At 69.5% G+C, this 25,030-nt stretch carries 26 protein-coding genes and 1 pseudogene; 13 read left to right on the forward strand and 14 right to left on the reverse strand.

Annotated elements, in window-relative coordinates:
• From ACFOM8_RS15255 to ACFOM8_RS15265, 3 genes are all read right to left on the reverse strand, one after another.
• A partial coding sequence (locus ACFOM8_RS15255; RefSeq protein ID WP_377762790.1) for an FAD-dependent monooxygenase occupies positions 1-451 on the reverse strand: 451 nt, incomplete at its 3' end.
• A 152-nt stretch (positions 452-603) separates the two neighbouring features.
• Positions 604-828 (reverse strand): hypothetical protein, encoded by a 225-nt coding sequence (locus ACFOM8_RS15260; protein ID WP_377762792.1) that lies wholly within the window; start codon positions 826-828, stop codon positions 604-606.
• Between the two features lie 581 nt (positions 829-1,409).
• Positions 1,410-1,835 carry a MarR family winged helix-turn-helix transcriptional regulator gene (locus ACFOM8_RS15265; RefSeq protein ID WP_377762794.1) on the reverse strand — a complete coding sequence of 142 codons (426 nt, stop codon included), beginning with the start codon at positions 1,833-1,835 and terminating at the stop codon, positions 1,410-1,412.
• Positions 1,836-1,889: 54 nt separating this feature from the next.
• Here ACFOM8_RS15265 and ACFOM8_RS15270 point away from each other — a divergent pair.
• A pseudogene (locus ACFOM8_RS15270) lies at positions 1,890-2,088 on the forward strand (homogentisate 1,2-dioxygenase); the annotation flags it as partial.
• A gap of 135 nt (positions 2,089-2,223) precedes the next feature.
• On the opposite strand, the gene ACFOM8_RS15275 reads toward ACFOM8_RS15270, so the two are convergent.
• Complete coding sequence (locus ACFOM8_RS15275) at positions 2,224-2,871, reverse strand: GntR family transcriptional regulator (protein WP_377762795.1); 648 nt, start codon at positions 2,869-2,871, stop codon at positions 2,224-2,226.
• 268 nt (positions 2,872-3,139) lie between these two features.
• On the opposite strand from ACFOM8_RS15275, the gene ACFOM8_RS15280 reads away from it, so the two are divergent.
• The 8 genes from ACFOM8_RS15280 to minE all read left to right on the forward strand — a co-directional run bounded on the left by ACFOM8_RS15280 (position 3,140) and on the right by minE (position 11,328).
• Positions 3,140-4,372 carry an NRAMP family divalent metal transporter gene (locus ACFOM8_RS15280; protein WP_377762797.1) on the forward strand — a complete coding sequence of 411 codons (1,233 nt, stop codon included), beginning with the start codon at positions 3,140-3,142 and terminating at the stop codon, positions 4,370-4,372.
• Between the two features lie 10 nt (positions 4,373-4,382).
• Entirely contained in the window at positions 4,383-5,150 is a 768-nt protein-coding gene (locus ACFOM8_RS15285; RefSeq protein ID WP_377762799.1) for a LamB/YcsF family protein, read from the forward strand.
• Complete coding sequence (locus ACFOM8_RS15290; RefSeq protein ID WP_377762801.1) at positions 5,150-5,932, forward strand: putative hydro-lyase; 783 nt, start codon at positions 5,150-5,152, stop codon at positions 5,930-5,932. The genes ACFOM8_RS15285 and ACFOM8_RS15290 overlap by 1 nt, the downstream gene beginning before the upstream one ends.
• 2 nt (positions 5,933-5,934) lie before the next feature.
• Positions 5,935-7,476, forward strand: a complete 1,542-nt coding sequence (locus ACFOM8_RS15295; RefSeq protein ID WP_377762803.1) for a 5-oxoprolinase subunit B/C family protein — start codon at positions 5,935-5,937, stop codon at positions 7,474-7,476.
• Positions 7,473-9,257: an acetyl/propionyl/methylcrotonyl-CoA carboxylase subunit alpha gene (locus ACFOM8_RS15300; RefSeq protein WP_377762805.1), complete on the forward strand. Its 1,785-nt coding sequence runs from the start codon at positions 7,473-7,475 to the stop codon at positions 9,255-9,257. Before ACFOM8_RS15295 ends, ACFOM8_RS15300 begins: the two co-directional genes overlap by 4 nt.
• A gap of 261 nt (positions 9,258-9,518) precedes the next feature.
• A complete protein-coding gene (minC, locus tag ACFOM8_RS15305; RefSeq protein WP_377762807.1) occupies positions 9,519-10,208 on the forward strand; it encodes a septum site-determining protein MinC in 690 nt (229 codons plus the stop codon).
• A complete protein-coding gene (minD, locus tag ACFOM8_RS15310) occupies positions 10,205-11,053 on the forward strand; it encodes a septum site-determining protein MinD (protein ID WP_449301497.1) in 849 nt (282 codons plus the stop codon). The genes minC and minD overlap by 4 nt, the downstream gene beginning before the upstream one ends.
• Positions 11,050-11,328 (forward strand): cell division topological specificity factor MinE, encoded by a 279-nt coding sequence (gene minE / locus ACFOM8_RS15315; RefSeq protein WP_377762809.1) that lies wholly within the window; start codon positions 11,050-11,052, stop codon positions 11,326-11,328. The genes minD and minE overlap by 4 nt, the downstream gene beginning before the upstream one ends.
• 145 nt (positions 11,329-11,473) lie before the next feature.
• On the opposite strand, the gene ACFOM8_RS15320 is transcribed toward minE, so the two are convergent.
• Genes ACFOM8_RS15320 through ACFOM8_RS15335 form a run of 4 tightly spaced genes read right to left on the reverse strand, consistent with a single transcriptional unit; the run spans position 11,474 to position 14,081 of the window.
• Complete coding sequence (locus ACFOM8_RS15320; RefSeq protein WP_377762811.1) at positions 11,474-12,025, reverse strand: DUF2076 domain-containing protein; 552 nt, start codon at positions 12,023-12,025, stop codon at positions 11,474-11,476.
• Between the two features lie 26 nt (positions 12,026-12,051).
• Positions 12,052-12,768 (reverse strand): Bax inhibitor-1/YccA family protein, encoded by a 717-nt coding sequence (locus ACFOM8_RS15325; protein ID WP_377762813.1) that lies wholly within the window; start codon positions 12,766-12,768, stop codon positions 12,052-12,054.
• A gap of 22 nt (positions 12,769-12,790) precedes the next feature.
• Positions 12,791-13,564 (reverse strand): anti-sigma factor family protein, encoded by a 774-nt coding sequence (locus ACFOM8_RS15330; protein WP_377762814.1) that lies wholly within the window; start codon positions 13,562-13,564, stop codon positions 12,791-12,793.
• Positions 13,548-14,081, reverse strand: a complete 534-nt coding sequence (locus tag ACFOM8_RS15335; RefSeq protein ID WP_377762816.1) for a sigma-70 family RNA polymerase sigma factor — start codon at positions 14,079-14,081, stop codon at positions 13,548-13,550. The genes ACFOM8_RS15330 and ACFOM8_RS15335 overlap by 17 nt, the downstream gene beginning before the upstream one ends.
• A gap of 170 nt (positions 14,082-14,251) precedes the next feature.
• Between ACFOM8_RS15335 and ACFOM8_RS15340 the strand changes: the two genes are divergently transcribed.
• From ACFOM8_RS15340 to ACFOM8_RS15355, 4 genes are all read left to right on the forward strand, one after another.
• The gene (locus ACFOM8_RS15340) at positions 14,252-14,599 is read left to right on the forward strand and encodes a DUF883 family protein (RefSeq protein ID WP_377762818.1); all 348 of its coding nucleotides are present in this window, start codon (positions 14,252-14,254) and stop codon (positions 14,597-14,599) included.
• Between the two features lie 61 nt (positions 14,600-14,660).
• Positions 14,661-15,620 (forward strand): alpha/beta fold hydrolase, encoded by a 960-nt coding sequence (locus ACFOM8_RS15345; protein WP_377762820.1) that lies wholly within the window; start codon positions 14,661-14,663, stop codon positions 15,618-15,620.
• 270 nt (positions 15,621-15,890) lie between these two features.
• Positions 15,891-16,946 carry a type III polyketide synthase gene (locus ACFOM8_RS15350; protein WP_377762822.1) on the forward strand — a complete coding sequence of 352 codons (1,056 nt, stop codon included), beginning with the start codon at positions 15,891-15,893 and terminating at the stop codon, positions 16,944-16,946.
• Positions 16,947-17,456 (forward strand): isoprenylcysteine carboxyl methyltransferase family protein, encoded by a 510-nt coding sequence (locus ACFOM8_RS15355; protein ID WP_377762823.1) that lies wholly within the window; start codon positions 16,947-16,949, stop codon positions 17,454-17,456.
• 62 nt (positions 17,457-17,518) lie between these two features.
• On the opposite strand, the gene ACFOM8_RS15360 is transcribed toward ACFOM8_RS15355, so the two are convergent.
• The 6 genes from ACFOM8_RS15360 to ACFOM8_RS15385 form a co-directional block, all read right to left on the reverse strand.
• Entirely contained in the window at positions 17,519-18,379 is an 861-nt protein-coding gene (locus ACFOM8_RS15360; protein WP_377762825.1) for a LuxR C-terminal-related transcriptional regulator, read from the reverse strand.
• A 290-nt stretch (positions 18,380-18,669) separates the two neighbouring features.
• On the reverse strand, positions 18,670-20,106 hold the full coding sequence (pelG, locus tag ACFOM8_RS15365) for an exopolysaccharide Pel transporter PelG (protein WP_377762827.1): 1,437 nt from the start codon (positions 20,104-20,106) through the stop codon (positions 18,670-18,672).
• Positions 20,106-21,659 carry a GT4 family glycosyltransferase PelF gene (gene pelF / locus ACFOM8_RS15370; protein ID WP_377762829.1) on the reverse strand — a complete coding sequence of 518 codons (1,554 nt, stop codon included), beginning with the start codon at positions 21,657-21,659 and terminating at the stop codon, positions 20,106-20,108. The genes pelG and pelF overlap by 1 nt, the downstream gene beginning before the upstream one ends.
• Positions 21,656-22,492, reverse strand: coding sequence for a hypothetical protein (locus ACFOM8_RS15375; protein ID WP_377762830.1), 837 nt, complete (start codon positions 22,490-22,492; stop codon positions 21,656-21,658). Before ACFOM8_RS15375 ends, pelF begins: the two co-directional genes overlap by 4 nt.
• Positions 22,485-23,471 (reverse strand): hypothetical protein, encoded by a 987-nt coding sequence (locus ACFOM8_RS15380; protein WP_377762832.1) that lies wholly within the window; start codon positions 23,469-23,471, stop codon positions 22,485-22,487. The genes ACFOM8_RS15375 and ACFOM8_RS15380 overlap by 8 nt, the downstream gene beginning before the upstream one ends.
• Complete coding sequence (locus ACFOM8_RS15385; RefSeq protein ID WP_377762834.1) at positions 23,468-25,015, reverse strand: hypothetical protein; 1,548 nt, start codon at positions 25,013-25,015, stop codon at positions 23,468-23,470. Before ACFOM8_RS15385 ends, ACFOM8_RS15380 begins: the two co-directional genes overlap by 4 nt.
• Positions 25,016-25,030: the final 15 nt, after the last annotated feature.

Consider the following 25,030-nt stretch of genomic DNA (forward strand, 5'->3'; position numbering starts at 1 on the left):
TCGAGGTGGACGAGGCCGTCGCCGCCCCGGCCCGCCGGGCGGTGCAGCGGATGATCGAGATGTCGCGGCAACCGGCGCCCTGACCCGGATTGAAGGGCGGATCAAACCAGAACCAGCGTTCCGGCGGCATGGCGTGCTTCATGCCGATGTCCGCGATCAGGAAGCTATCCTCGACAACCCGGCCATCGAAATCCGGGCCCATGCAGCCGCATGCCGTGGAACGCGATTCGTCGCAGGCCACCGCCCATCCGGCGCGCAGGGCATAGCTGCCCCCATTCGTCGCGACCGCCAGGTCCACCCCGTTGCACAGGGGCGTCACCCCCTCGACCCGGTGGCCCCAGCGGATGTCGATGTTGGGCAGGGCGTTGCAGCCGTCCAGCAGGTATTTCTCAACGTAGTATTGCTGGACGTCGATAAAGCCGGGACGTTTCCGGTTCTTCACCGGCAGCATGTCGAACTGATAGACCGGCCGGTCGGCCGCGCCGGCCCAGATCCAGGGCCACGGCCAGACCCACGGGACCGGCGCCGGGCTGGCGCCGATTTCCTTGCAGACAGGTATTTCCCTGAACGCTTACCGTGTCTTTCCTCCTCCCCTTTGGCCGCTCAGCCCTGTAGCTGCGTCCAGACCGCGCGGTCGCGCTCGGCGGTCCGGATGCGGGGATGCTCGATCCCCTCGTGTGCGTCCCAAAGCCGCTGCACGTCGAAGGGCAGGCAATGTCCGAAGATCGGCCCATGACCGAATTCGGGCGCCAAGGCGTCGCGCGTGGCCTCGAAGGCCTGCTTCAGGGTGCCGCCCGCCTTGTGAACGCGACCCACGGTTTCGATCATGCCTCCAGGAAGTTGCGCGTCGGTTCCGCCGCCGCGCCGGTTTCCGCGACCCCGCGACCCCGCGACCCCGCGCGCCGCCGCGCCGCGCCCGCCGATCAGGTTCCCCCCGTCCCGTCACCGGAAGGATCGGCCGGCAGCAGGCCAAGGGCGACAAGCCGGCCGCATCGGGATCGCCATGCCGTTCCTGCCCAAGGGGCCGACTTGGGCTTGCGCCCTGGCCGGGTTCAGGCCGCATCCGCGATCCGCGCGCAAGGCTTCGGCCTGCCGGTCGCGGCGTTCGGCATGGTTGTTCGCGACGCCCCGAAAAAATTTGACGCCGCAACGCGATCCCCCCAATGGCGGCGGTGCGCGTCCGATTTGCCCGGCAGTCGCCGGAGAAGGGCAACCGCTTGCAGCCAAGCGGCTGCGGGATCACGCGATCACGGACAAGGGGCGCGACCTGTGCCGCCATGCCTTCGGGGATGTCGAGGCGCGGGCAGAGGCGGTTCTGCAAGGCATGGAGTCAGACAACCGGGCTGCCCGGGATCAAGGCCGTGCCGCTCGGGGCGGCCGTGCGCCGGATCGGTCGCGACCCTGCCTGATCAGTCGCCGGAACCGGCCAGGCGCAGAAGTCCCCTGCGAAAGGCCGTTGCGTCGTCGCCCAGTTCGGCCAGCAGTTCGGCCTGATAGGCATCGGCGATCCGGCCCAGCCGATCCATCAGCGCCCGGCCCGCGTCGGTGAGTTCCAGCGCGACCAGCCGCTGGTCGCGGTCATGGCCGGTTCTGCTCAGGTATCCCGCCGTCTCCAGCCGCGTCGCCGCCCGGCTGACCATGGATTTGTCGAGGTTCACCCGCGCGGTGATGTCGCGCACGCTGACCGGGCCGGAGCCGTCCAGATGGGCCAGCACCCGCCATTCGGGAATCGTCAGCCCTGCCTCGGCGGCATAGCGTCGGGCGAATCGCCGGCTGACCTGCGCGGCGGCGACCGCCAGCCGATAGGGCAGGAACTGGTCCAGATCGAACGACATGCGCGCCTCCTGTTTCCTGGAACCCAACAGAAAACCGTTGCGGCGGCAACAAAAAACATGCCTTGCTGGAAGACCGCGCCCGACGTGATGCCCAACGTCACCAGCCTTGGGCCAGTACCGCTGGGACCCGATCCCGGTGCCAAACGAGGACCTGACCTGGATCACCGGGATGCGCACCATCACCACCGCGGGCGACGCGGACATCCGGCTGGGCATGGCAAGCCACGTCCATCTGATCACGCGGTCGATGGTGCCGGAGCGTTTGGCCACGCCTTCCTGCGACGGGTTCATCTGAGACAACCGCAGCCTCGACGACTTCGTGAGACCGCCACCAGATGCCGGAACTGAACACCTAGGGAGGCGAGAGCGTCCTTGGCGGAAGGCCGGGCTATTCCAAGCGCGCAAAGGCCGCCAGCACCACCCGTTCGGATTCGTCCAGGTATCGCGCCATCAGCAAGGCCGCCTCGGCCTGCTTGCCCGCGGCCAGCAGATCCAGGATCTCGGCGTTGCGGTCGATATAGGGTTCGTGCAGGCGCTCGGGGCTGTCCAGAAGCCCGAAGGCCAGGCGCAGTTCCGCGACGATCTGGGCAAAGAAGACTTGCAGCCGGACGCTGTCGGTCAGGGCGACGATGGCCGCGTGAAACTCCATGTTGGCGCTGCCGACGCCCCGCCAGTCCTGCGCCTCGCGCGCGGCACGGGCCTTTTCGACGGCAACGCGCATAAGGGCCGCCGCCTCGTGCCGGGGCCAGGCATGGGCCAGGGCGGGAACCTCGATCAGGCGGCGGACGCGGTAGATGTCCACGATCGTCGCCATCGAGGGCACGGCCACGAAGACCCCCCGGTTCGGCTCGTGGCGCAAAAGGCCCTCACGCGTCAGCAGCCGGAACACCTCGCGCAGCGTGTTGCGCGACACGCCCAGATCGGCGGCCAGCCGCGTTTCCGACAGCCGCTGGCCGGGCGGCAGCGTTCCGCCGATGATGTCGTTGCGCAAACGCGAGGCGGTTTCCTCGGCCAGGCCCGGCGGTTCGATAGCCATGTCATGTCCTTGTTCCGTCGCCGGAGCATGGACGCGCCGCCGTGGCGAGGCAAGGGAACCGGGACCGAATCGTTGCCCCAAAACGCCCTTCGGCCGGACAGCGCGCGCCGCTTCTGCCTGTCAGAACGGCAAATCAGACAGTTGCAATTCCAATATTGTTCAACAATCAAGGCTATTGTGTCAAATAATCGTTGACAGGTTGTCGCGCCGCCGTCACGCTGGAGCCATTCGGAAAACGACGCCCTCCCTTGCAGCAGGAGCATGACTGATGAGTGCAACAGCCGTTTCCCCGGCCGCCAATGCCACCCTGCGGGGCGGGTTCCTCGCGGCGATCTTTCTGATGGCCACATCGGCGATCGGGCCGGGCTTCATCACCCAGACCGCGACCTTCACCGCCAAGCTGGGCGCGGCCTTCGCCTTTGCGATCCTGGCCTCGATCCTGATCGACTTCGTGGTGCAGCTGAACATCTGGCGCATCACCGCGCTGACCCGCAGAAACGCCTCCGAGACCGCCAATGCCGCGATCCCCGGCGCGGGCTATCTGCTAGCGGTGCTGGTGATGGTCGGCGGGCTGGCCTTCAACGTGGGCAACATCGCCGGGGCGGGCTTGGGCCTGAACGCCATGTTCGGCCTGGACCCGAAGATCGGCGGCGCGATCTCGGCCCTGCTGGCGATCGGGGTGTTCCTGTCGAAACGCGCGGGGCTGCTGCTGGACCGGTCGCTGATCGGCCTGGGCATCCTGATGATCGTGATGACGGTGATCGTCGCCGTCACCTCAAACCCGCCGGTGGGCGAGGCGCTGCGCCAGACGATCTTCCCGGACGTCATCGACTTCCCGACCATCACCACCATCGTCGGCGGCACGGTCGGCGGCTATATCACCTATTCCGGCGCGCACCGCCTGCTGGACAAGGGCCTGGTGGGCGAGGAGAACCTGGCCGCCGTGACCCGCGCGTCCCTGACCGGCATCGCCGTCACGGGCGTGATGCGCTTCGTGCTGTTCCTGGCGATCCTGGGCGTCGTGGCGTCCGGCGTGACGCTGGATCTGTCCAGCCAGGCCGCGAACCCGGCGGCGCAGGCCTTTGCCGCCGCGCTTGGCGATTGGGGGATGCGGATCTTTGGCGTGGTGCTGTGGGCGGCGGCCATCACCTCGGTCATCGGGGCGGCCTATACCTCGGTCAGCTTTCTGGTGGCCTTCATGGCCATGACCGACCGCAGCCGCAACATCGCCACGGTGATCTTCATCGCCGTGTCGCTGGCGGTCTTTGTGGCCATCGGCACCGCGCCCGCCGCGCTGCTGGTCTTCGTGGGCGGCTTTAACGGCCTGATCCTGCCCATCGGTCTGACGATCTTCACCTATGTCGGCCTCGCCCGGCCGGATCTGATGGGCGGGCACCGCTACAACCGCCCGCTGCTGGTTCTCAGCGCCATTGTCTGCGCGCTGACCTGGTACATGGGGTATCGTTCCATCGGCCCGATCTTCGCCTTCCTGGGCCTTTGAGGAGGATCACATGCGGACCATCGACCTGAACAGCGACCTGGGCGAGGGCTATGGCGCCTGGACCATGGGCGACGACGCGGCCATGCTGGCCATTGTCAGTTCCGCCAACATCGCCTGCGGCTTTCATGCGGGCGATCCTCTGACCATCCGCGCCACCGCCGATGCGGCTGCCGCGCGGGGCGTGGCGGTGGGGGCGCATGTGTCGTACCCCGACCGGGTGGGCTTTGGCCGCCGCCCCATGGACGTGACGGCGGCAGAGCTGACGGCGGACGTGATCTACCAGATCGGCGCGCTGCAAGGGATCGCGAAGGCGGCGGGAACGCGGGTCACCTATGTCAAACCGCACGGCGCGCTTTACAACACCATCGCCAACGACCCCCGGCAGGCCGACGCGGTGATCGCGGCGATCCGCGAGATCGACCCTTCGCTGGTGCTGATGGGGCTGGCCGGGACGCAGATCCTGGAACGCGCCGCCAAGGCCGGGCTGGCCACCGTGGCCGAGGCCTTCGGCGACCGCGCCTATACGCCGGACGGCCAGCTTGTGTCCCGCCGCGAAAAGGGCGCGGTGCTGCACGACGCCGATGCCGTTGCGGCCCGGATGCTGCGCTTGGCAACGGATGGCGTGATCGAGGCCATCGACGGATCGACCCTGCGCCTGCACGCCGACAGCATCTGCGTGCATGGCGACAGCGCGGGCGCGGTGGACATGGCGCGGCGCATCCGCGAGGAACTGGTTGCGGGCGGCGTCACCGTCGCCCCCTTCGCGGGGGCCGCCTGATGCGCCCCGATCCCGCAAGCGCCGCAGCCGCCCGGCTGGCCTGCCGCACCGCCGTCGCCCCGACCGCCGGAATGGCCCCGGGCTTCACCCAGTGCAACATGATCTCTCTGCCCGGTGATTGGGCATGGGATTTCCTGCTGTTCGCGCAGCGCAACCCCAAGCCTTGCCCGGTTCTGGACGTGACCGATCCCGGCAGTCACCAGACCGCGCTTGCGCCGGGCGCGGACCTGCGCGCCGACATCCCGCTGTATCGCATCTGGCGCGGCGGCGTGCTGGCGGAGGAGGTTGCCGACGCGACCGGGGCCTGGGCCGAGCATCCCGGCCTCGTGACATTCCTGATCGGCTGCTCCTTCACCTTCGAAACGCCCTTGCAAACTGCGGGGATCGAGATGCGCCATATCGCCCAGGGCTGCAACGTGCCGATGTATCTGACGAACCGCGCCTGCCGTCCGGCGGGGCGCCTGCACGGGCCAATGGTCGTGTCGATGCGCCCCATACCCGCCGACCGGGTGGCCGAGGCCGCAACCATCACCGGCCGCTTTCCGGCGGTTCACGGCGCCCCGGTCCATGTCGGCGAACCCGCCGCCCTGGGCATCGCCGACCTGTCGCGCCCCGATTTCGGCGATCCCGTTGACATCCGGTCGGGCGAGGTGCCGGTCTTCTGGGCCTGCGGGGTGACGCCGCAGGCGGCCGTGATGGCCTCGAAACCGCCCTTCGCGATCACCCATGCGCCGGGGCACATGTTTGTCACCGACAGTCCCGACAGCACGTGGCAGGTGTGACGATGCGCTTTCTTCCCGTGGGGCCGCGCACGCTGCTGGTGGAACTGGCCGATCTGGACGAAACGCTGGCGCTGTTCGACGCGCTGGCGGCCGATCCGGTCGAGGGCGTGGCCGAGATCATCCCCGCCGCCCGCACGCTGATGGTCCGCGTGGCGCCCGGCCTTGCCGCCGATGGGGGGCTTGCGGCGGCGATCCTGGCCCGCCAGCCCGCGCCCGGCACGGTGCGCCAGCAAGGTCCGGTCGAAACGGTCGAGATCCCCATGACCTATGACGGCGCCGATCTGGCCGACGTGGCGGCCCACATGGACCTGTCCGTGGCCGAGGTGATCGCCGCGCACGGGGCCGCCACCTGGACCGTGGCCTTTTGCGGCTTCGCGCCGGGCTTCGCCTACATGACGGCCGACGACCCGCGCTTCGACCTGCCCCGCCGCCCCGCGCCGCGCACGCGGATCCCGGCGGGGTCGGTGGCGCTGGCGGCGCGCTTTTGCGGCATCTATCCTCAGGACACTCCGGGCGGCTGGCAGCTGATCGGCACGACCAAGGTGCCGATGTGGGATCTGTCCCGCGACCCGCCCGCGCTGCTGCGCCCCGGCGTCCGCGCCCGCTTTGTCGAAGGGGTGGCGACGGTTCATCCCTCGGCGGCGATCCCTGCGCCGCAGGGCCAACCTGCGCTGACGGTCCTGCAAACCGCCTTTCCCATCGTCTTTCAGGACGAGGGGCGTCCGGGCCAGGGCGGGCAAGGCGTCTCGGCTTCGGGCGCGCTGGACACGGGCGCGATGCGCCGGGCGAACCGCGCGGCGGGCAATCCGTCCGGCTCGCCCGTTCTTGAAATCACGCTCGGCCCGGTGCGGCTGCGCGCCGAACGGCCGGTGACGCTGGCCCTGACCGGCGCGGGGCAGGCCAGGGTGGCCGGGCACGCCATGCCCACGACCTTCGCCCTGGATGCGGGCGACGAGGTGCTGATCCCGCCCCCCGCTGCCGGGATGCGCAGCTATCTGGCGCTGCGCGGCGGCTTCGACGTGGCCCCGGTGCTGGGGTCCGCGGCGACCGACACGCTGGCCTTCGTCGGCCCCGAGGCGCTGACCGGCGGCGCGCCCCTTTTCGGCGCGAACCGTTCCGCAACCGCCGTCGCCTTGCCCGAGGATCAGCCCCCGCTGCCGAAACCCGGCGACATCGTGGAACTGCCCGTCACCCTGGGCCCCCGGGCCGACTGGTTCGCGCCGGAGATGATCGCGCATTTCCTGTCGCAGGAATGGCTGGTCACCCCGCAATCCTCTCGCGTGGGCATCCGCCTTGAAGGCGCGCCCGTCACCCGCGACGACGCGCGCGAACTGCCCTCCGAAGGGACCGAGACCGGCGCCATCCAGATCCCCCATTCCGGCCAGCCGGTGCTGTTTCTGGCCGATCATCCCCTGACCGGCGGCTATCCGGTGATCGCCACGCTGCTGCCGTCCGCGCTGGATTTGGCGGGCCAGATCCCGCCCGGCGCGCGCATCCGCTTCACCGCCGCCGCCCCCTTTCACGACATAAAGGTCCAGCCATGACCCTTTTCGCCACCGGCCCGACCCTGCCCTTGGACCGCCTGCTGATCGCCAACCGGGGCGAGATCGCCGTCCGCGTCATCCGCGCTTGCCGCGACGAGGGGATCGAGACGGTCGCCGTTTATGCCGACGCCGACCGCGACGCGCCCTTTGTGGCGATGGCCGACCAGGCCTTCGCGCTTGGCGGCGATACGCCCGCCGAAACCTATCTGGACGGGCCGAAGATCATCGCCATTGCCCGGCGCGCGGGCGCGGACGCGATCCATCCCGGCTATGGCTTCCTGTCGGAAAACGCGGACTTCGCCCAGGCGGTGCAGGACGCCGGCTTGATCTGGATCGGCCCCGACCCCGCCGTGATCACCGCCCTTGGCGACAAGATCGAGGCCCGCCGCATCGCCGAGGCGGTCGGCGCCCCCCTGGTCGCGGGCACCCCCGGCCCGGTGGAAACCTCCGCCGATGCCCTGGCCTTCGCCCGCCGGCACGGGCTTCCCATCGCCATCAAGGCGGCCTTCGGCGGCGGCGGGCGCGGCATGAAGGTCGCCTGGCGCCTTGAGGAGGTCGAGGAGCTGTTCCAATCCGCCACCCGCGAGGCGCTGACCGCCTTCGGACGCGGCGAATGCTTCATCGAGCAGTTCCTCGACCGTCCCCGCCATGTCGAGGCGCAGGTGCTTGCCGACCGCCACGGCACCGTCAAGGTGATCGGCACGCGCGACTGTTCCCTGCAACGCCGCAACCAGAAGCTGGTCGAGGAAGCCCCCGCGCCCTTTCTGACCGACGAACAGCGGGAACGCATCCACAACAGCGCCCGCGCGATCTGCGCCCGTGCGGGCTACAGCGGCGCGGGAACGGTCGAATACCTGCTGTCGGCCAACGGCACGATCTCGTTTCTCGAGGTGAACACGCGCCTTCAGGTCGAACATCCCGTGACCGAGGAAACCGCCGGCATCGACCTGGTGCGCGGCATGATCGCGGTTGCCCGTGGCGCAAGGCTGACGGACGACAGCGTGCCGGAACCGCGCGGCCATTCCATCGAGTTCCGCATCAACGCCGAGGACGTGGCGCGCGGCTTCCTGCCCACCCCCGGTCCCATCGCCCGCTTCGATGCGCCCTCCGGCCCCGGCATCCGGCTGGACAGCGGCGTGGTGGCGGGATCCGTGATCCCCGGCAGCTTCGATTCGATGATGGCCAAGCTGATCGTGACCGGCAGCACCCGCGACGAAGCCCTGGCCCGCGCCCGCCGCGCCTTGGCCGAATTCCGGATCGAAGGCGTGGCGACGGTTCTGCCCTTTGACCGCGCGGTGCTGGACGCGCCCGACTTCCGCGCCGAGAACGGCGATTTCCGCGTCCACACCCGCTGGATCGAGACCGACTTCGCCGAAACCCTGGCCCGGGCGGTGCGCCCCCATGCCCGCGTCGCGCCCGCGAACGCCCCGGCGCTGCTGCGCCTTGCCATCGAGATCGACGGCAAGCGCCACGAACTGGGCCTGCCCGCAGGCATCCTGGCCGCGGGCGGCAGCGCATCCGCGCCCGCCGAGGCGGCCCCCCCGGACACGGACGAGGCCACGGACGAGGCCACGGTCGCCGCCCCCGTTCCCGGCACCCTCACCGCCTGGCAGGCCGAGAACGGCGCAATGGTCGAGGCCGGTCAGGTCATCGCCGTGGTCGAGGCCATGAAGATGGAAACCCGCGTCGAGGCGCATCGGGCGGGCCGCCTGGAACATCTGCTGGAGACAGGCGCACCGGTCGCCTTTGGCGATGCCCTTGCGCGGATCCTGCCTGGCTAGGGCGCATGGCCGTCGCCCCTTGGGCGGGCGGGATCGGCAATTTCTGCCCGGGATGTCCATCGCCGGGCTTTACAACTGGGCGGGTTCCTGCTGAACAACTGAACGGCTTCTTCCGTCCGGCCCCCGGTCGTGAGAAACGGATACCAACAAGAGCGGCGCGAATCGCGCGATCCGCCACAGAGCAGGAGCAGAGTCGCCGTGTCAGATCGATACGCCCGGACCCGGCATGCGCCCGGGCCTGCGAAGGCAGCCGCCTTCCAGGTGCGCGGCCGCTTTCTGACCGTGCTGGCGCTTCGCATCGACACCGACAGCACGGACGATCCCTTCTACGCCCAGCTTGACGATCAGCTGCGCAAGACGCCGCAGTTCTTCTCGGGCGCGCCGGTGGTGCTGGACCTGGCCAATGTCCCCGGCTTCGGGAACGATCCCGGCCGTCTGCGCGACCTGGTGGAAAACCTGCGCGGGCGCGACCTGCGCGTGTTCGGGGTGCAGAATGCCGCGGGCTTTGACGCGGCTGCGTTGCAGGCCCTTGGCCTGGTTCCCGTCAGCACGGGCCGCGACGCCCCCCTGCCGCGAGCGGCCGCGCCCGTTCCTGCCGCCACGGCACCGGCTCCCGCCCCGGTCGAGAACAAGGTGATCCATTCGCCCGTCCGTTCGGGCCAGCGGATCGTGGTGGAACACGGCGATCTGACGGTGATCGGCTCGGTCGCTTCGGGGGCGGAACTGGTCGCGGCAGGCAACATCCACGTCTACGGGCCCCTGCGCGGCCGCGCCATCGCGGGCTGCCACGGCGACGAGCGCGCGCATATCTTCTGCCAAAGCCTCAATGCCGAACTGGTCGCCATTGCGGGCCTTTACCAGACCAGCGAGATGCTGGAGGACGCCGCCCGCCAACGCTGCACCCACATTTACCTGGAGAACGAGAAACTTCGCATGGAGGTGATCGCATGACAACGGAACCCAAGAACAATCCGCCCCTGGGGCGGGTCATCGTGATCACATCGGGCAAGGGGGGCGTCGGCAAGACGACCTCGGCCGCGGCGATCTCGGCCGGGCTTGCCAAGCAGGGCTTCAGGACCGTGGTGATCGACTTCGACGTGGGGCTGCGCAACCTCGACATGATCATGGGCTGCGAACGCCGGGTGGTTTTCGACTTCATCAACGTCATCCAGGGCGACGCCAAGCTGAAGCAGGCGCTGATCAAGGACAAGCGGTTGGACACCCTGTCGATCCTGCCCACCTCGCAGACCCGCGACAAGGACGCCCTGACCAAGGAGGGCGTCGAGCAGATCCTCAAGGAACTGAAGGCCGAATTCGACTATATCGTCTGCGACAGCCCCGCCGGGATCGAGCGCGGCGCCCAGATGGCCATGTATTTCGCCGATGAAGCCGTGGTCGTCACCAACCCCGAAGTGTCGTCCGTGCGCGACAGCGACCGCGTGCTGGGCCTGCTGAGCAGCCAGACACGGCGGGCCGAGACCGAGGGCGCCGAGCCGATCAAGGCCCAGGTCCTGCTAACGCGCTACGACCAGGAGCGCGTGGACAAGGGCGAGATGATGACGGTCGAGGACGTGCTGGAAATCCTGGCCGTTCCGCTTCTGGGCGTCGTTCCCGAAAGCAAGGCGGTGCTGAAGGCCTCGAACGTGGGCACGCCGGTGGTGCTGGACGAACCCTCGGCCGCGTCGCGCGCCTACGAGGACGCGGTGTCGCGCCTGACCGGCACCCAGGTCGAGATGCGCATCGTGGGCGAACGCCGCCCCGGCCTGTTCCAACGGCTGTTCGGGCGCGCGTCATGAGCCTGTTCGACCTGATCCGCAAGCCGCGCCCCGCAAAGACCGCGCAGACGGCCAAGGACCGGCTGCAAATCCTTCTTGCGCATGAACGCAGCAGCAGCGGCACCACCGAGGCGGACTATCTGCCCATGCTGCAACGCGACATCATCGCGGCGATCCGCAAGCACGTCCCCATCGGCGAACAGGATGTCGAGGTCCGCATGGAACGCGGCGACCAGATGTCGAGCCTGGAGATCAACATCGAACTGCCGGGCGCGACGCCATCAAAGGCGGGCTGAGGCCGGGCGCGGTTCGCTTGCCCGGGCGGTATCAGGAAACGCCCGCGTTGCCCCCGCCCGGGCGGTTCAGGCGGACCGCGGCGCCATGGTCGGGAAGGCCGGTCCCGTCGCCGGGACCGGAAGGCTGAGGGACCGCGGCCCCTGATCATTCGCTGTCGTCGAAGCCCGCGTCGCCGCCGTCGTCCTGACCTGTGTCCTCTTGGGGCGCGAACTCCTCGGCGGCCTCGGCGGGACCGGCGAACATGCCGCCGATGGCGTTGCCCAGCAGCACGCCGCCCGCGACCCCCATCGCGGTCTGCGCCGCGCCCGCCATGAAGCCGCCGCCAGCCGGGCGGCCGCCGCTGGTCCAGGGGCCGCCGCCGTGAACGGGCTGCGGCTGGCGGCCGTAAGCCTGCGCGGGCGGCGCAGCCATGGGCCGCGCCCCTTGCTGCTGTCCGCCCCCGAACAGCCGCCCGAACAGCCCGCCGCCGCCTTGCCGGGGCTGGTCTTGCAACCGCTCGATCTGTGCCTGCGCGGCGTCCAGCGCCTGCTGCTGGACGATCACGGTCTGGGCCAGGTAATAGGCCGCCCCGGGATTGCGCGCGATCCCGTCGGCGATCAGCGCCTCGGCTTCCGGGTCGCGGTGAGGCTGGGCGCGGGCGGCTTCCGACAGCTTGCGGAACAACTCCTCGATGGCCTGCCTGTCGTGATGGTCCATGACGTTTTCTCCTTTTTTGCCTTGCGTCATTCGTCCCGCTGGCCGGTCAGGCTCAGCAGCAGCTGGAAAATGTTGATGAAGTTCAGATAAAGCGACAGCGCCCCCATCACGGCCAGCTTGTGCTGCGTTTCGGCGTCGTGATGTTCGTTGTAGGCCGCCTTGATCGCCTGGGTGTCCCAGGCGGTCAGGCCCACGAAAACCAGGATGCCGATGATCGAGACCGCGAATTGCAGCGCCGTCGATCCCAGAAAGATGTTGATGATGCTGGCAATGATGACGCCGATCAGGCCCATGATCAGGAAGCTGCCGAATTTCGACAGATCGCGCCGGGTGGTGTAACCGTAAAGGCTCATCCCCGCGAACATGGCGGCGGCGCCGAAAAAGGCCCGCGCGATGGAAACCCCGGTGAAGACCAGGAAGATCGAGGCGAGCGACAGCCCCATCACCGCGCAAAAGGCCCAGAACAGCGCCTGCGCCGTCGCGCCCGACACCGCCTCGATCCGAAAGGACAGAAACAGCACAAAGGCCAGCGGGGCCAGCATGACGACCCATTTCAGCGGCGTGCCGAAGATCGGCACGTAGATCGCCGGGACCGAGGCCACCAGCACCGCGACCAGTCCCGTCACGGCAAGGCCAAGGCCCATGTAGTTGTAGATGCGCAGCATGTGGGCGCGCAGCCCTTCGTCATAGGCGGCGGCGGGGGAAAATCCGGCGCTGCGTCCGGTCTGGCGGATGGGTTGCATGGCAAGCTCCGATGGGTTGGGATCAGTAAAGCGTGTCCGACAAGCGCCGCGAGGCCGCCAGCACGGCTTCCGCCTTGTCGGCCCCGGCGATCAGCACATGGGCGGTTTCGCCGATCTGGAACCAGGCGACGCCCTGGCCGGGGGTCTTTTGCAGATGCGGCAGGGTGACACCGAAGCTGCCGGCGCGCACCGCGAAATGGCTGACCTGGCCAAGGCCCGGGGCCTCGAACAGGATCTCGATCCCCGGCCCCTGGGGCGAGGGGAAGACCTGCGCGTCGCGCACCGTCCAGCTTGGGTCGAAAGCCGGCAGCACGATGCCCGTGGCGGCCCGCATCTCGGCCGGGTCCAGCCGGGCGATGCCGGGCTGCGAGGCCATGGACAGGCGCAGCAGGCTGACCTCGTGCGCCGAAAGCGCCGCCGTGACCAGCGCGGGCGGAGGGGCCGAGGCCTGCCCCTGGCTGACCACCAGCGGCCCAAGCCCCGCATGGGCCAGCCAGCCCATCCCCACCAGCATCGCCGCCGGCACAAGGCGCAGCATCCGCCGCAGCCTCGCGTCGCGCCGCCGCGCCGCCGCCAGCCGCCGCGCGGCCCCCAGCAGGGGGCGGGGGGCGGGCGGCGGGGCCAGGGCGCGGCCCAGGTCGCGGCGCAGCGCCAGGTCGCGCATGACCCGGGCCGCGGCCTGCGGGCGCCGGGCCAGATAGGCCTCGACATCGGACCGCTGGGGACCGGTCAGCTGGTCGTCCACATAGGCGTCCAGGTCCAGCTCGGCGATCTGGGGTTCATCGTTCGGCATCATGTCCTCCCACCAGCTTCAGCGCGGGTTTCGGGTCGGCCGCGCCGTCCTCGAAGGCGCGCAGCCGCGCCCGGGCGCGCGACACGCGCGACATGACCGTGCCCGGCGATACGCCCGCCAGGGCCGCGGCCTCGGCATAGGACAGCCCCTGGATCGACACCAGCTCCAGGGCCTCGCGCTGATCGTCGGGCAGGTCCAGGAAGGCCCGGCGCAGCTGGGCCAGGCGCAGGGCGCTGTCCTGCGGCGCGTCGATCACCCGGGCGCTCAGTTCCGCATAGGCGGCCTCGCGGCGCGTGTCGGTCAGGCTCCGGCGGCGGCGGTCGAGAAAGCGGTTGCGCAGGATCGCCCGCAGCCACGGCCCGGGCGGCTTGCCCTCGGCCAGTTGCCGCCGTTGTTCGTGGCCGCGCAGCAGGGTGTCCTGCACCAGGTCGTCGGCCTCGGCCCGGTCGCGCGTCAGCGCGAAGGCATAACGCCTCAGCGGGGCCAGCAGGTCAAGGATCGGGTCGCGGTGCCGGGTCATCTTGCCAGGATAGACGCAGCCGCCGACGGTTTTCTTCCCGGGGGGCCGGATTTTTTTTCCGATCGGCGCGGAGTCGGGCAGGATCGGCCCGTGCCACGGATCGCCATGGAACGACTGGCGGCGGCTTGTTGTTCTTGTCGAAAGAACCCCATCACGGAAAGACCCGAGCAATGGCACAGAACCCGAACCCCGATCTGGAGAAACACGGCAAGTCCGCAACCGAGGGGGCCGTCGCCGACCTGAAGGCAGGCGCATCCCACCTGGCCGAGCGTGGAACCGCGGCCGCAAGCGGCGTGCTGGACGCCGGGCGCGATTATCTGGACCGCATCCGCGAGGCGGGCCAGGACTATGCCGGACGCGTTTACGAGACCGGGCACAAACGGGCCGAGGAAGCGGCCTTTTATGCCGAACTGGGCTACGAGGAAGCGCGGGACTGGACCCGCAGCCATCCGGTCCAGGCCCTTGGCCTTGCGGCGGGGATCGGCCTGCTGGTCGGGTTCGTGGTCGCGCGCCGCTGACGGCGATGGTGGCGCGCCTTTCGAACCGCTTCACAGTCCCGAAACAACCGGCACGGGCCGCATGACAAGACATTCCTCGATCAAGCCTGCCCCGGGGCCGCGCAGGTGGCTGGCGGCCGCCGCAGGCGTTCTGGCCGTCTCGGCGGTGGTCAACAACCGGCTTGCCCGGCAGGCGGAACGGCGCAACCCGCCCTGCGGGCGCTTCATCGGGGTCGGCGGCGTCCGCCTGCACTACCTGGAGCGGGGCGAGGGGCCGCCCCTGGTCCTGCTGCATGGCAATGGCAGCATGATCCAGGACTTCGCGTGCAGCGGCCTGGTCGATCTGGCGGCGCGGCGGCATCGGGTCATCGTTTTCGACCGCCCCGGCTATGGGCACAGCACGCGGCCGCGCGCCAGGATCTGGAGCCCGGATGCCCAGGCCGACCTGATCCAGGCGGCGCTTGACCGGCTTGGCGTGTCCCGCGCGGTGGTGCTGGGCCATTCCTGGGGGGCCTCGGTGGCCGCGGCGCTGGCGATGCGCCATCCCCGCATGGTCCGCGGCCTGGTTCTGGCCTCGGGCTACTATTATCCCACGGCCCGGGCCGACATGGTGCTGCTGTCAGGCCCGGCGGTGCCCCTGCTGGGCGATCTGGCGCGCCATACCGTTGCCCCGCTCGCCGGCCGGATCATCTGGCCGCTTTTGATGCGCAAGATCTTCGGCCCGGCGCCCGTTCCGCCGAAATTCGGGGCCTTTCCCAGGGAAATGGCCCTGCGCCCCTCGCAAATCCGGGCCGAAGCCGCCGAATCCGCCCTTTTGATCCCCTCGGCTGCCAAGGCCCGGACCGGCTATGCGGGGCTGACCATGCCGGTGGCCATCGTGGCGGGGGCCGAGGACCGGCTGATCGACCCTGCGCGGCAGTCCCTGCGCCTTCATCGCGACATTGCGCAAAGCAGCCTGCATCTTGTTCCGGGCTGCGGCCACATGGTGCATCAGACCGACCCGGACGCCGTCATGGCGGCGATCAGCGCGGTCAGCGGCTAGAACGCCGGCGGCCCTGCCGCTGGGATGAAGCATCCTCTGCCTGTACAAGGACAGCTTGGCGCCTTTCGCCCGGGCCAGGCCGGTTGTTGTCCAGACCGGCCCCCGTCATCGCCGTCCCTGGCATGCGGTTCAAGCACGCTCCGCCGTCCTGCGGACCGGACCAAGGGTCCAGCCGGGCGCTGTCACCAAAAAGTGCGGCGCCCGCGGATCTGTTTCGGCATTCTCGCGCGTTCACCTCTGGTTCCTGGCAACTTCCGCAACGGTGGCACGATGATTCCGCAGCCTTCCTGCCCGACCCGGCTGCTGTCCCTTGCCACGGCGGTCCCGCCAGAAATCCTGGTCCAGGACCACGTCATCCGGGAATCCCGCGCCCTGCTGGGCGCGCGCTTCGCCCAGTTCGACCGCCTCGCCCCGGCCTTCGGGAATGCCGGCATCGACACCCGCCATTCGGTCGTGGCGCTGGACTGGTTCCGCCAGCCGCATGGCTGGGTGGACCGCACCCGGGCCTATGCGGCAGGCGCCGCCCGGCTGTTCCGCGAGGCGGCCGGCAGGGCGCTGGACCTGGCGGGACTGTCCGCCCCGCAGGTCGATGTGGTGGTCACGATATCCTCGACCGGGATCGTCACCCCCACGCTCGAGGCCCTGGTTGCCCGGGACATGGGCTTTCGCCCCGATGTCATGCGCGTGCCGGTGTTCGGGCTTGGCTGCGCGGGCGGCGTGTCGGGACTGGCCGTCGCGCGCGATCTGGCCCTGGCCCGGCCCGGCGCGGCGGTCCTGATGGTCGCGGTCGAAACCTGCACCGTCCTGTTCCGCCTGGACCGGCTGACCAAGGCCGACATCATCGCCACGGCGCTGTTCGGCGACGGCGCGGCTGCGGCGGTGCTGCGGGCGGGCCTGGACCAGGACGCCGGCAAGCCCGAACTGGGTCCGGGCCGCCAGCACATGTGGCCCGACACCCTGGACATCATGGGCTGGACGGTCGAGGAAACCGGCCTGGGCGTGGTTTTCGACCGATCCATTCCCGCCTTCGCCGAGGCCGAGCTGCGCGCCGCGCTGGACGCCCTGGCGCCTGACCGGGCGGTGGACCGCTATGTCTGCCATCCGGGCGGGGCCAAGGTCATCACCGCGTTGGAAAGCACGCTGGATCTGCCCGAAGGCGCGCTGGACATCGAGCGCCGGATCCTTGCCCGCCATGGCAACATGTCGGCGCCGACCGTGCTGTTCGTTCTGGACGCCGTGCTGCGGTCGGGCCAGGGCGGCGATCTGATGGCGCTGGCCCTGGGGCCGGGCTTCACGCTGTCCACCCTGCCGATCCGGGTGGCCTGAATGGCCGAGGTCCATCCCGCGGCCCTGGCCTTTATCTCCTTTCTGCTGCTGCAACGGGCGGCCGAACTGGTGCTGGCGGGCCGCAATACCCGCAGGCTGCTGGCGCGCGGCGCGGTCGAACATGGCGCGGGGCATTACCCGCTGATCGTGATCCTGCACGCGGCCTGGCTGCTGGCGATCTGCGTCGGGGGCTGGTCCCGTCCGGTCAGTCCCGGCTGGCTGGCGGTCTTTGCCATGCTTCAGCTTTGCCGCCTGTGGGTGCTGGCCAGCCTTGGCCCGCGCTGGACCACGCGCATCATCGTGCTGGACGAGCCGCCGGTCAGGCGCGGGCCTTACCGCTGGATCGCCCACCCGAACTACGCCGTAGTGGTGGCCGAGATCGCGGTCGCGCCGCTGGTGCTGGGCCTGTGGCCCGTCGCGGTGGCGTTCAGCATCCTGAACGCCCTGGTTCTGCGCATCCGCATCCGGGCCGAGACAAGGGCGCTGAACGGCATCCGGGCGGGCAGCTGAACCCGCCCGCCCGCGAGGCCTTCCCGGGCCAGAGAACATGCGGCCCGGAAAAGCCCCGCGCGTCACCGCGCCGAGAAGGCTCCGGCAACCGACGGTTCGGGCAGGACGCCGACCATCGCGGGGTTCACGGGATCGGCCTCGTAGACGGCCGAGGCCTTCAGCGCCACCTGCATCCGGTTCTTCGCGCCGAAATGGCGCATCAGTTCGCGGACATAGACCTTGATCGTCGCCTCGGTCAGGTTCAGGTGGCGCGCGATTTCCTTGTTGGTCTCGCCCCGGGCAAGGAATTCCAGAACCTCGATGTGGCGCCGTTTGGTCAGCGGATCCAGGCTGGCGCCCGCCGCTGCGCGGTCGCTCCGGCGCTGAAGGGGAACCGGGCCCGAGCCAAGCCAGCGCGGGCTGGACAAGGACGCGGCCTGCGGCGTGGCCGAGGCGTTCGCCTTTGCGGTCCGGTGTTCGTCGATATGCCGGATCATCGCCGAGGCCGGAACCGGCGCGGCGGCCGATCTTGCGCCGGCCGAGGAATGGGGATGATACGTCCCGCCGTTCAGGATGAACTGGATGGCGGCAAGGGCGACATGGGACGGCATCGTGGTCGGAATGAAGCCGCGCAGCCCCAGATAGATCGCCATGGCGATTTCCAGGCTGTCGGCGATGTCCGAAAAGACGATCAGCGGGCTGTCGGGAAACAGGCCGCGCATCCGCTCGATGATCTGGCCCACCTCCTGGTCGCGCAAGGACAGGCCGCCGATGGAATAAAGGCAGGCCGCCGTGTCGTGAACCGGCAGGCTGGCAAGCGCCTCGGGGTCGTGGACGACATGCAGGCCGATGCCGGCCTGACGCGCCCAGGGTTCCAGAAACGCGGCGAATGCGGCCGTGCGCAATTCGTTGGGGTCGAACAGGATTAACGCAGAGGAGGTCATGGCAAATATGTCCCCTATCAGGTAAAGACGCAAACTCGTTAACAAGGCGGATGGCCAGAGCCACAATCCCCCATGAATAAAATGTTAACGCCGAAGAATATCGCTGTCATTGCTTATAATATTTTTGACGCTGCAAGCGCCGTAAGCGTTTCAACACAATAGGATTATTGCCGCGGGATCCTGTGGCGGCCGGGCCAAGCGGGCGGATGGGCGGAAGGCGGCGTCAATCGGAAATTTAATCGAGATAAATATATACAACTTTAAGTATTTGCTGCGAATCGCACGCCGAATCACTCGCGGTAGAGGGAATCGTTCTCGCCCAGGAAAAAGTCGTAGTCATAGGCGCCGAGCGCCTTGTAGGCCGCATAGATGGCCGCCGCCGCGCCCAGGACCGAGCTTGCCAGGAAGGCATAGGCCGACATTCCGATGGTGGCATGCAGCACAAGGCTGATGCCGAGGTTCAGCACCAGGAACGCGGCCTGGATGATGGCGTAATGGCGGGTGCGGTTGGCCACCAGCAGCAGCGCGCAGCACAGAAACATCACCGAATGGAAGAACACCCCGATCAGTCCCACGCGCAGCATCAGGAACTGGCCGAAGCTGAAATCCAGCGACTTGGCCAGCAGGGGCGACATCAGCACGATGCCGACGGTCACGGCCGCCTGAACCGCGGCGATGGTGAGGATGCCGCTCCAGGCCACGCTCTCCAGATCGGCCAGGCGGCCGCGGATCAGGCCATAGGTGGAGCGGGCCTGGATCGCGGCCTTGAACCGCTCGATCACGGCCACAAGATCGCCGTCGTGGAAAACCAGCAGCGCCGCATAGGTGGGAATGACCGACAGATGCGCCAGGAACATGACGCTGTCGTAAGAACTGGAATGCAGGAACCCGGCCGCCGAGCGCACGCCCTCGGGTCCGAACCAGAACACCCATTTGTCGGCCCACACGCCGCAGATGGCGAAGAACACGCCCGCGCACAGCACCGCGCTGGCGCGGATCTGGCGCAGCAGTTCCCCGAAGGTGTCGGCGAAACGGTCGTATCGCGAAGGAAAGCGCCGCTGGACATAGCGGATCGACAGCGCCACGCACAGCGCCACGCCCGCGGCGAAGGACCAGATGAGAACCTCGGTGGTGGGGGCATGAACGGCGGCCAGCAGGGCGCAGGCCACCGACAGGACCATGCCGCCCGTAAAGGCGGCGATCAGGAAGCCATAGGAATGAAGCGCCGACAGAACGGCGAAGCTGGTCCACAGCAGGGCCGCAGCGGCGGTCAGAAAGACAAAGCCCGCCGCGACGCCCGCAGGCCCGATCCCCAGAACCAGGCAGACCGCCAGCGCGATGACCTGCGCCGCAAGCCCCGACAACGCGGCCGCCGCCAGGAACAGCTCGGCCACAACGGCGGCGTTCCCAGCCTCCACCGCCGCCGCGATGCGCCGCCCCGCCACCGCGCCCACCGGCCCCGCGATCAGCGGGGCGATGCAAAAGGCGTAAACCACGGTCAGGCGCAGATCCTCGACCGCCGCCAGACCCATCACCGGGGTCATCGTGACCGAGATGATCGCCAGCGCGACCACCGACACCAGCCATGGTCCGGCCGCCACGATGACCGCCGCCCCGAACCGCCGGACCGAGGCCAGCAGCGGATCGGCCAGCAGCCATTCCGCATCCGCGGCAGGACCGCGAAGGCGGTGGTGGAGCCGGTCGTGAAGGCGGGCGAAGCGGGCCATCACGCGACAAGCTCGTGATAAAGCGCGGCATAGCGCGCGGCCGAAATCTCGGAGGTGAAATAGGTCTCGACCCGCCGGCGCAGGGTGTCGCCGCAGGCGGCGCGCAGGGCGGGGTCGGCCATCAGCTCGACAATGGCCCGGCCGATCGCGTCGGCGTCCATGGGCGGCGCCACCCGTCCGGCCAGGCCCAGGTTCGGATGCTCGTCCGGGGCGCCCTCGATGATCTCGCGGCAGGATCCGACATCGGTCGCGACGCAGGGGATGCGCGCGGCCCCGGCCTCCAGCAGGACCAGGGGCTGCGCCTCGCTGATGCTGGTCAGCACCAGAACGTCGATCCGGGGCAGCCAGTCGACGATGTTGACCTTGCCGGTAAAGACGATGGTGGCGGCCAGGTCCAGTTCGGCCACGCGGCGCTTGCAAAGGGCGAAGTAATCCTCGTCCTCGTCGGTCGGGCCGATCACCAGGACCTGCACGTCGGGAATGGCGCGGCGGACAACGGCGGCGGCGGCGATATAGGCCTCGATGTCCTTGATCGGCACGACGCGGCCGATCAGGGCGACGGTGGGCCTGCGGCCGGGCTGCGGGCGGATGGCGCCGAATTTTTCCAGGGCGATGCCGTTGGGGATGACCTGCAACTTGGACTCGGCCGCGCCCAGGGTGCGCTGGAAGGACTGGTTGGCCCCGTACAGCGTCGTGATCCTGTGACTGCCGTCATAGGCGATGCGCGCGAAGGATTCGAAGGTGTCGATCCAGAAGCGCCGGACATCCGTGCGGGCATCGCCGCCCGACAGGCCGCTGTCGATGGTGTCGGCGATCCATTCGGCCATCACCAGGTCGATGCGGCGTTCGTTGGTGTAGATGCCGTGTTCGGTGATCGCCGCCGTGCGCCCGGTCAGCCGCGCGGCGCGAAGGGCGAACAGGCCCGCATATCCGGTCGAAATGGCGTGATAGGTGCGCGCGGGCGGAACCGGCGCCGTGGCGATCGCCAGCAGGCTGCCGACAAGGTTGCGCCAGGCCCAGAAGAAATCGCTGAAGGCCGCTTCGGGCGCGATGCGGCGGTAGCATTCGGTGATCGCCTGCCAGGCCGCGGGCGAGGCGGTCAGGTCGCTGTAGTCCGGCGGCGCCGGGGTGTCCAGAAAGCCGAACGGTTCGCGCCGCACCGGCTGGGACACGAAGCGCAGAAGGCCGTCGAAGGCCTCCAGGTCGCCGTGGCGCAGCACGCGGTGCATCAGGTCGGCAAAGCGCGCGCAGTCCAGCGCCGGGCGGCGCAGCCTTGGCTTGCGGGCCTTGGGCGCAAGGGCCATCACCTGGAACAGGCGGACATTCGGGGGCAGCTCGTAGCGGATTTCGCGCGGGCGTTCGTCGGCGACAATGGCGACCACCCCGAAGATGGTGTCGGGTTGGGTTCGGATCAGCCAGTCCAGCCAGGACGACACCCCGCCCGCGATGAACGGATAACAGCCCTCGACCACGATGCAGACATCGACGGGTCCGTTGTCGCCGGGGCAGGCATCCCCGGGGCAGGCACCGGCGGGGGCGGTCCCGGGGATCATGCCAGACCGCCGCAGGAATACCGCTTCAGCCGGGGCATGGCCTCAAGCGCGGGCCGCCGCGGCAGGGTCGGGGCGGGCAGGGCCGGGTTGGGCACGGGCGACCGATCCTCGGCCGCGAGCGCCAGAAGCCTGCCGCAGGTGTCCTCGTCGACAAAGCCCGAGGCGGCGACCTCCAGAATGGCGGCCCGGTCGCGGGACTGCCCGGGATCGGCCAGGATCTCCTTGGCGCGGTTGCCGTAGGTTCCGCGCAGCTTGGCGTAAACCGCCGCCGCCTGAACGCGCAGCGCGGGCACCGGCGAGGCCAGCGCGGCCGAAAGCGCCGGGCGCATGTCGGGATGATAAGCCCGGGAGATTGCGGCGATCGCTTCCTGTTGCTGGCGCAGCGTGCCCGCCTCAAAGGTGTGCAGGAAACCCGCCATGCCGTCCCGGGGCAGGGGATGGCGCCGGCGCTGGCAGATCTGGTCGAACAGATCCTCGGCGGCATCGCGCGGCTGTTCGGGCGATGGGGCGCGGCGCCGGGGCCGAGCCGCCCGCGCGGCCGGAGCGACAACACCCGGGCCGATCATCATCAGCACCGGACCTCCGAACGGACCAAACAGCGCCATGATGGCGAAGCTGGCAAGCACCGGCGACGTGGACCGTCCGCACAGCAGCCAGAACAGCGCCCCGAAGGCCAGGGTCAGGCCAAGATGCAGGGCCATGACGGCGATCATCAGCAGATCGCCGTTCAGCCAGGCTTGCAGCAGCAGGATGTCCCCCAGGGCCGTCAGCCCCGTCAGCAGAGGGGCCCCGTTCCCCAGGCTGCGCGGCGCGGAAACGGCAAGGTCACGCATGAAGACGGGCCGGTTCCCCGAACGACGGGGGCGCGGCGGTCAAGGGTTCCGGCATCCGGCGCAGGCTGTCCTCGAGCGCGCGGCCAAGGGCGTTCAGACCGGGGTTGAGCGACCCTGCCTCATGGTCGGGCGAATGCGCCAGCAGCACGCCCCGGGGATCGTCGCCGGGTGACACCGCGCGGCACAGCGCCGGGTTGGCGTCGGTCGCTTCCCCCTGGGTGCGGTCCAGCGGCAGGACCTGTCCGACAACCGGAAGCGGCAGGTCGGCGGCCGAAAGCCCGGGAAGGCTTGCGCCGTCGTCCGTCATCGCGGCCGGCGTCAGACGGCCCGCCTTGTCCAGCCGCAGCCAGGCGACGGATCCGGGCAGGCAGGCGCGGGCCGCCTCGACAAAGGCCTGGGCGCGCCCGTCCGCGTCCGCCCCGGCCAGCCTGTCCAGCGCCGCCAGCCGGTCGTCGGGCCGATCCGCGGCGGATTGCGGCAGGGATTGCGTGGCGGCGGCCAGCTCGGCCCGGGCGACAAAGGCGTCCAGACGGTGGATTTCGGCCGCCAGGGTGCGGTTGATGTCGCGCAGGCGGTCGTTCTCGCGGGCGACCGCGCGGCCCTGGCGGATCTGCTGTTGGCGGTAAAGCCCGATCAGAAGCGCGGCGATCAGCCATTGCGCGGGGGCGATGGCGATGTCCACGTAATGTTCGGTGATGTCCATCCCCACGGGCCGCGAGGGCCAGTCCATCATCATCGTCGCCAGTCCGACCACGGACAGGCCGACGAACAGCCCGTGCTGGACCGCCGCCAGCAGGATCACGATCCAGAACGGGTGATAGGTCAGGCTTGCGAAATGGCCTTCCCCGAAGAAAACCGGCTCGGCCGCGTCCATGGCGACAAGCAGGATCGCGCTGCCGACGAAGCCGCGCAGGAACTGGTTGGTCTCCGGACGGACCGGAGCCGGGGAAAGAAGGGCTGCGTCATCAAGCTGGGTCATTCTTTCAGGGCGCTCCGAATGATGGCGGGCGAGGCGGAACGCACCGCGTCGGCAAGGTCTTCCCCTTCGGCGGCCTCGGCCGACACGGTGACAAGATCGCCGGGGCGGACCAGGGTGTCGGCGTCCGCGGCAATGGTCTGGACGCGGGCGCCGTCCCCGGGGCGTTCGATGGTGACGGCCAGGCGCAGGCCGTCGTTTTCGTAAAGGTTCAGTTCGGCAAGAACGGTGTCGAGTTCGCTGCCGGCCGCGTCCAGCGCAGCCGAAACCTGGCGCAGTTCGGCCGTCAGGGCCTTGATGCGGTCCACGCGGGCCAGTTCCGCATCCTGCGCGGCCGCGCGATGCTCGGCCTCCAGCCTGAACAGCAGGTCTTCCTTTTCCAGCAGGATCCGCTCGGCATCCATCGCCCGCACCGCGGTGTCGTTCAGGCGCGAGTCGGTGACAAGGCCGCTTTGCAGCATCTCGCTTTGATGTTCCTGCCGGTTGGCATGATAGGTCATCTGGGTTTCGGCCAGATCCCTTTGGCGGCGGGCGCTTTCGATCCGGGCGGCAAGATCGGCCAGCGTGGCCTCGCTTTGCGCGCGGCGCAGGCGGCTGGCCTGGATTTCGGACGCCAGGGCGTTGCCTTCGCTGGCGACCCGGTCCCTGCCCAGCAGCGTCACGGCGGCGCGGATGGCGGGATCGTCCTGGGAAAGGGTATCGCGGTCGTTCAGCGCCGCCTCGATGCGCAGGCGCTCCAGCGTCAGGCCGACGCGGGCCTTGTCCAGTTCCGACCGCCGCGCGTCCAGGGCGATCAGCCGGACCTTGGCCGCCGGGTCGCGGTCGTCCAGCGCGCCGGCCTGGGCCAGGACGCGCTTGACCGTCAGGCCGGGGTTGTAGCTGTGCGCCCCGGGCGAACGGACGGCGCCGCGCACAAGAACCGGCGGACGCGCGGCATAGGCGGCGCTGACGGTGTTCTGGGTCCGCAGCCGTTCAAAGGCCGCGCGCGAGACAAGCGCCTCGACGCAGGGCAGGCTGTGCCCGGCGACATCGACATGGCCGATCGCGGGCAGGGACACCGCTCCCGTGGCGCCCACCTCGTAGGTTCCCGACAGGTCCAGCCGTTCGAACACGATGTCCGTGGCCGGGGCCTCGGCCCCTTCGGGCGCGGGGGCGGCGGCCAGAACCGAGCTTTCGAAGATCCGCAGCTGCACGCGGTCGCCCGCCACGGCGGTGTCCTGGTTGCCTTCGGGCGCCTCGCACCGGGCGGACACGACGGGGGCCGCGGGTTCGGTTCTCAGCGGCTGGACGGCCGACAGGGACGCGGGCGGCAGGGATTCGGCGGTGGCGGCGGGTCCGGCAAGGCGGGGGCCGGGCAGGTCGGGCGGCGATTGCAGCGCGGCAATGGCCGGACGAAGCCGCATCTCGGCGCCGTGGTAAAGGCTGGCGGCCTGCGCGGCCAGCGACTGGAACCCGCCTTCTTGCAGGTGGGGCCAGGCCCAGACCCCGGTCAGGCCCGCCCCGACGATCGACGCGCTGACAAGAAAGCCGCCAAGTCCATTCGACATTCCGATTCTCCTGCG

Source organism: Paracoccus angustae (assembly GCF_042648745.1).
Taxonomy (GTDB): Bacteria; Pseudomonadota; Alphaproteobacteria; order Rhodobacterales; family Rhodobacteraceae; genus Paracoccus; species Paracoccus angustae.

Excerpts from the sequence above, each read along its gene's own strand:
- ACFOM8_RS15260 (WP_377762792.1), bottom strand. The coding sequence starts at position 828 with ATGATCGAAACCGTGGGTCGCGTTCACAAGGCGGGCGGCACCCTGAAG.
- ACFOM8_RS15360 (WP_377762825.1), bottom strand. The coding sequence starts at position 18,379 with ATGACCTCCTCTGCGTTAATCCTGTTCGACCCCAACGAATTGCGCACG.
- ACFOM8_RS15285 (WP_377762799.1), top strand. The coding sequence starts at position 4,383 with ATGCGGACCATCGACCTGAACAGCGACCTGGGCGAGGGCTATGGCGCC.
- ACFOM8_RS15325 (WP_377762813.1), bottom strand. The coding sequence starts at position 12,768 with ATGCAACCCATCCGCCAGACCGGACGCAGCGCCGGATTTTCCCCCGCC.
- ACFOM8_RS15300 (WP_377762805.1), top strand. The coding sequence starts at position 7,473 with ATGACCCTTTTCGCCACCGGCCCGACCCTGCCCTTGGACCGCCTGCTG.
- ACFOM8_RS15335 (WP_377762816.1), bottom strand. The coding sequence starts at position 14,081 with ATGACCCGGCACCGCGACCCGATCCTTGACCTGCTGGCCCCGCTGAGG.
- ACFOM8_RS15280 (WP_377762797.1), top strand. The coding sequence starts at position 3,140 with ATGAGTGCAACAGCCGTTTCCCCGGCCGCCAATGCCACCCTGCGGGGC.
- ACFOM8_RS15375 (WP_377762830.1), bottom strand. The coding sequence starts at position 22,492 with ATGCGTGACCTTGCCGTTTCCGCGCCGCGCAGCCTGGGGAACGGGGCC.
- ACFOM8_RS15340 (WP_377762818.1), top strand. The coding sequence starts at position 14,252 with ATGGCACAGAACCCGAACCCCGATCTGGAGAAACACGGCAAGTCCGCA.
- ACFOM8_RS15385 (WP_377762834.1), bottom strand. The coding sequence starts at position 25,015 with ATGTCGAATGGACTTGGCGGCTTTCTTGTCAGCGCGTCGATCGTCGGG.
- ACFOM8_RS15290 (WP_377762801.1), top strand. The coding sequence starts at position 5,150 with ATGCGCCCCGATCCCGCAAGCGCCGCAGCCGCCCGGCTGGCCTGCCGC.
- ACFOM8_RS15380 (WP_377762832.1), bottom strand. The coding sequence starts at position 23,471 with ATGACCCAGCTTGATGACGCAGCCCTTCTTTCCCCGGCTCCGGTCCGT.
- ACFOM8_RS15330 (WP_377762814.1), bottom strand. The coding sequence starts at position 13,564 with ATGATGCCGAACGATGAACCCCAGATCGCCGAGCTGGACCTGGACGCC.
- pelF (WP_377762829.1), bottom strand. The coding sequence starts at position 21,659 with ATGATCCCCGGGACCGCCCCCGCCGGTGCCTGCCCCGGGGATGCCTGC.
- minE (WP_377762809.1), top strand. The coding sequence starts at position 11,050 with ATGAGCCTGTTCGACCTGATCCGCAAGCCGCGCCCCGCAAAGACCGCG.
- pelG (WP_377762827.1), bottom strand. The coding sequence starts at position 20,106 with ATGGCCCGCTTCGCCCGCCTTCACGACCGGCTCCACCACCGCCTTCGC.
- ACFOM8_RS15355 (WP_377762823.1), top strand. The coding sequence starts at position 16,947 with ATGGCCGAGGTCCATCCCGCGGCCCTGGCCTTTATCTCCTTTCTGCTG.
- ACFOM8_RS15265 (WP_377762794.1), bottom strand. The coding sequence starts at position 1,835 with ATGTCGTTCGATCTGGACCAGTTCCTGCCCTATCGGCTGGCGGTCGCC.
- ACFOM8_RS15350 (WP_377762822.1), top strand. The coding sequence starts at position 15,891 with ATGATTCCGCAGCCTTCCTGCCCGACCCGGCTGCTGTCCCTTGCCACG.
- ACFOM8_RS15320 (WP_377762811.1), bottom strand. The coding sequence starts at position 12,025 with ATGGACCATCACGACAGGCAGGCCATCGAGGAGTTGTTCCGCAAGCTG.
- ACFOM8_RS15345 (WP_377762820.1), top strand. The coding sequence starts at position 14,661 with ATGACAAGACATTCCTCGATCAAGCCTGCCCCGGGGCCGCGCAGGTGG.
- ACFOM8_RS15295 (WP_377762803.1), top strand. The coding sequence starts at position 5,935 with ATGCGCTTTCTTCCCGTGGGGCCGCGCACGCTGCTGGTGGAACTGGCC.
- ACFOM8_RS15275 (WP_377762795.1), bottom strand. The coding sequence starts at position 2,871 with ATGGCTATCGAACCGCCGGGCCTGGCCGAGGAAACCGCCTCGCGTTTG.
- minD (WP_449301497.1), top strand. The coding sequence starts at position 10,205 with ATGACAACGGAACCCAAGAACAATCCGCCCCTGGGGCGGGTCATCGTG.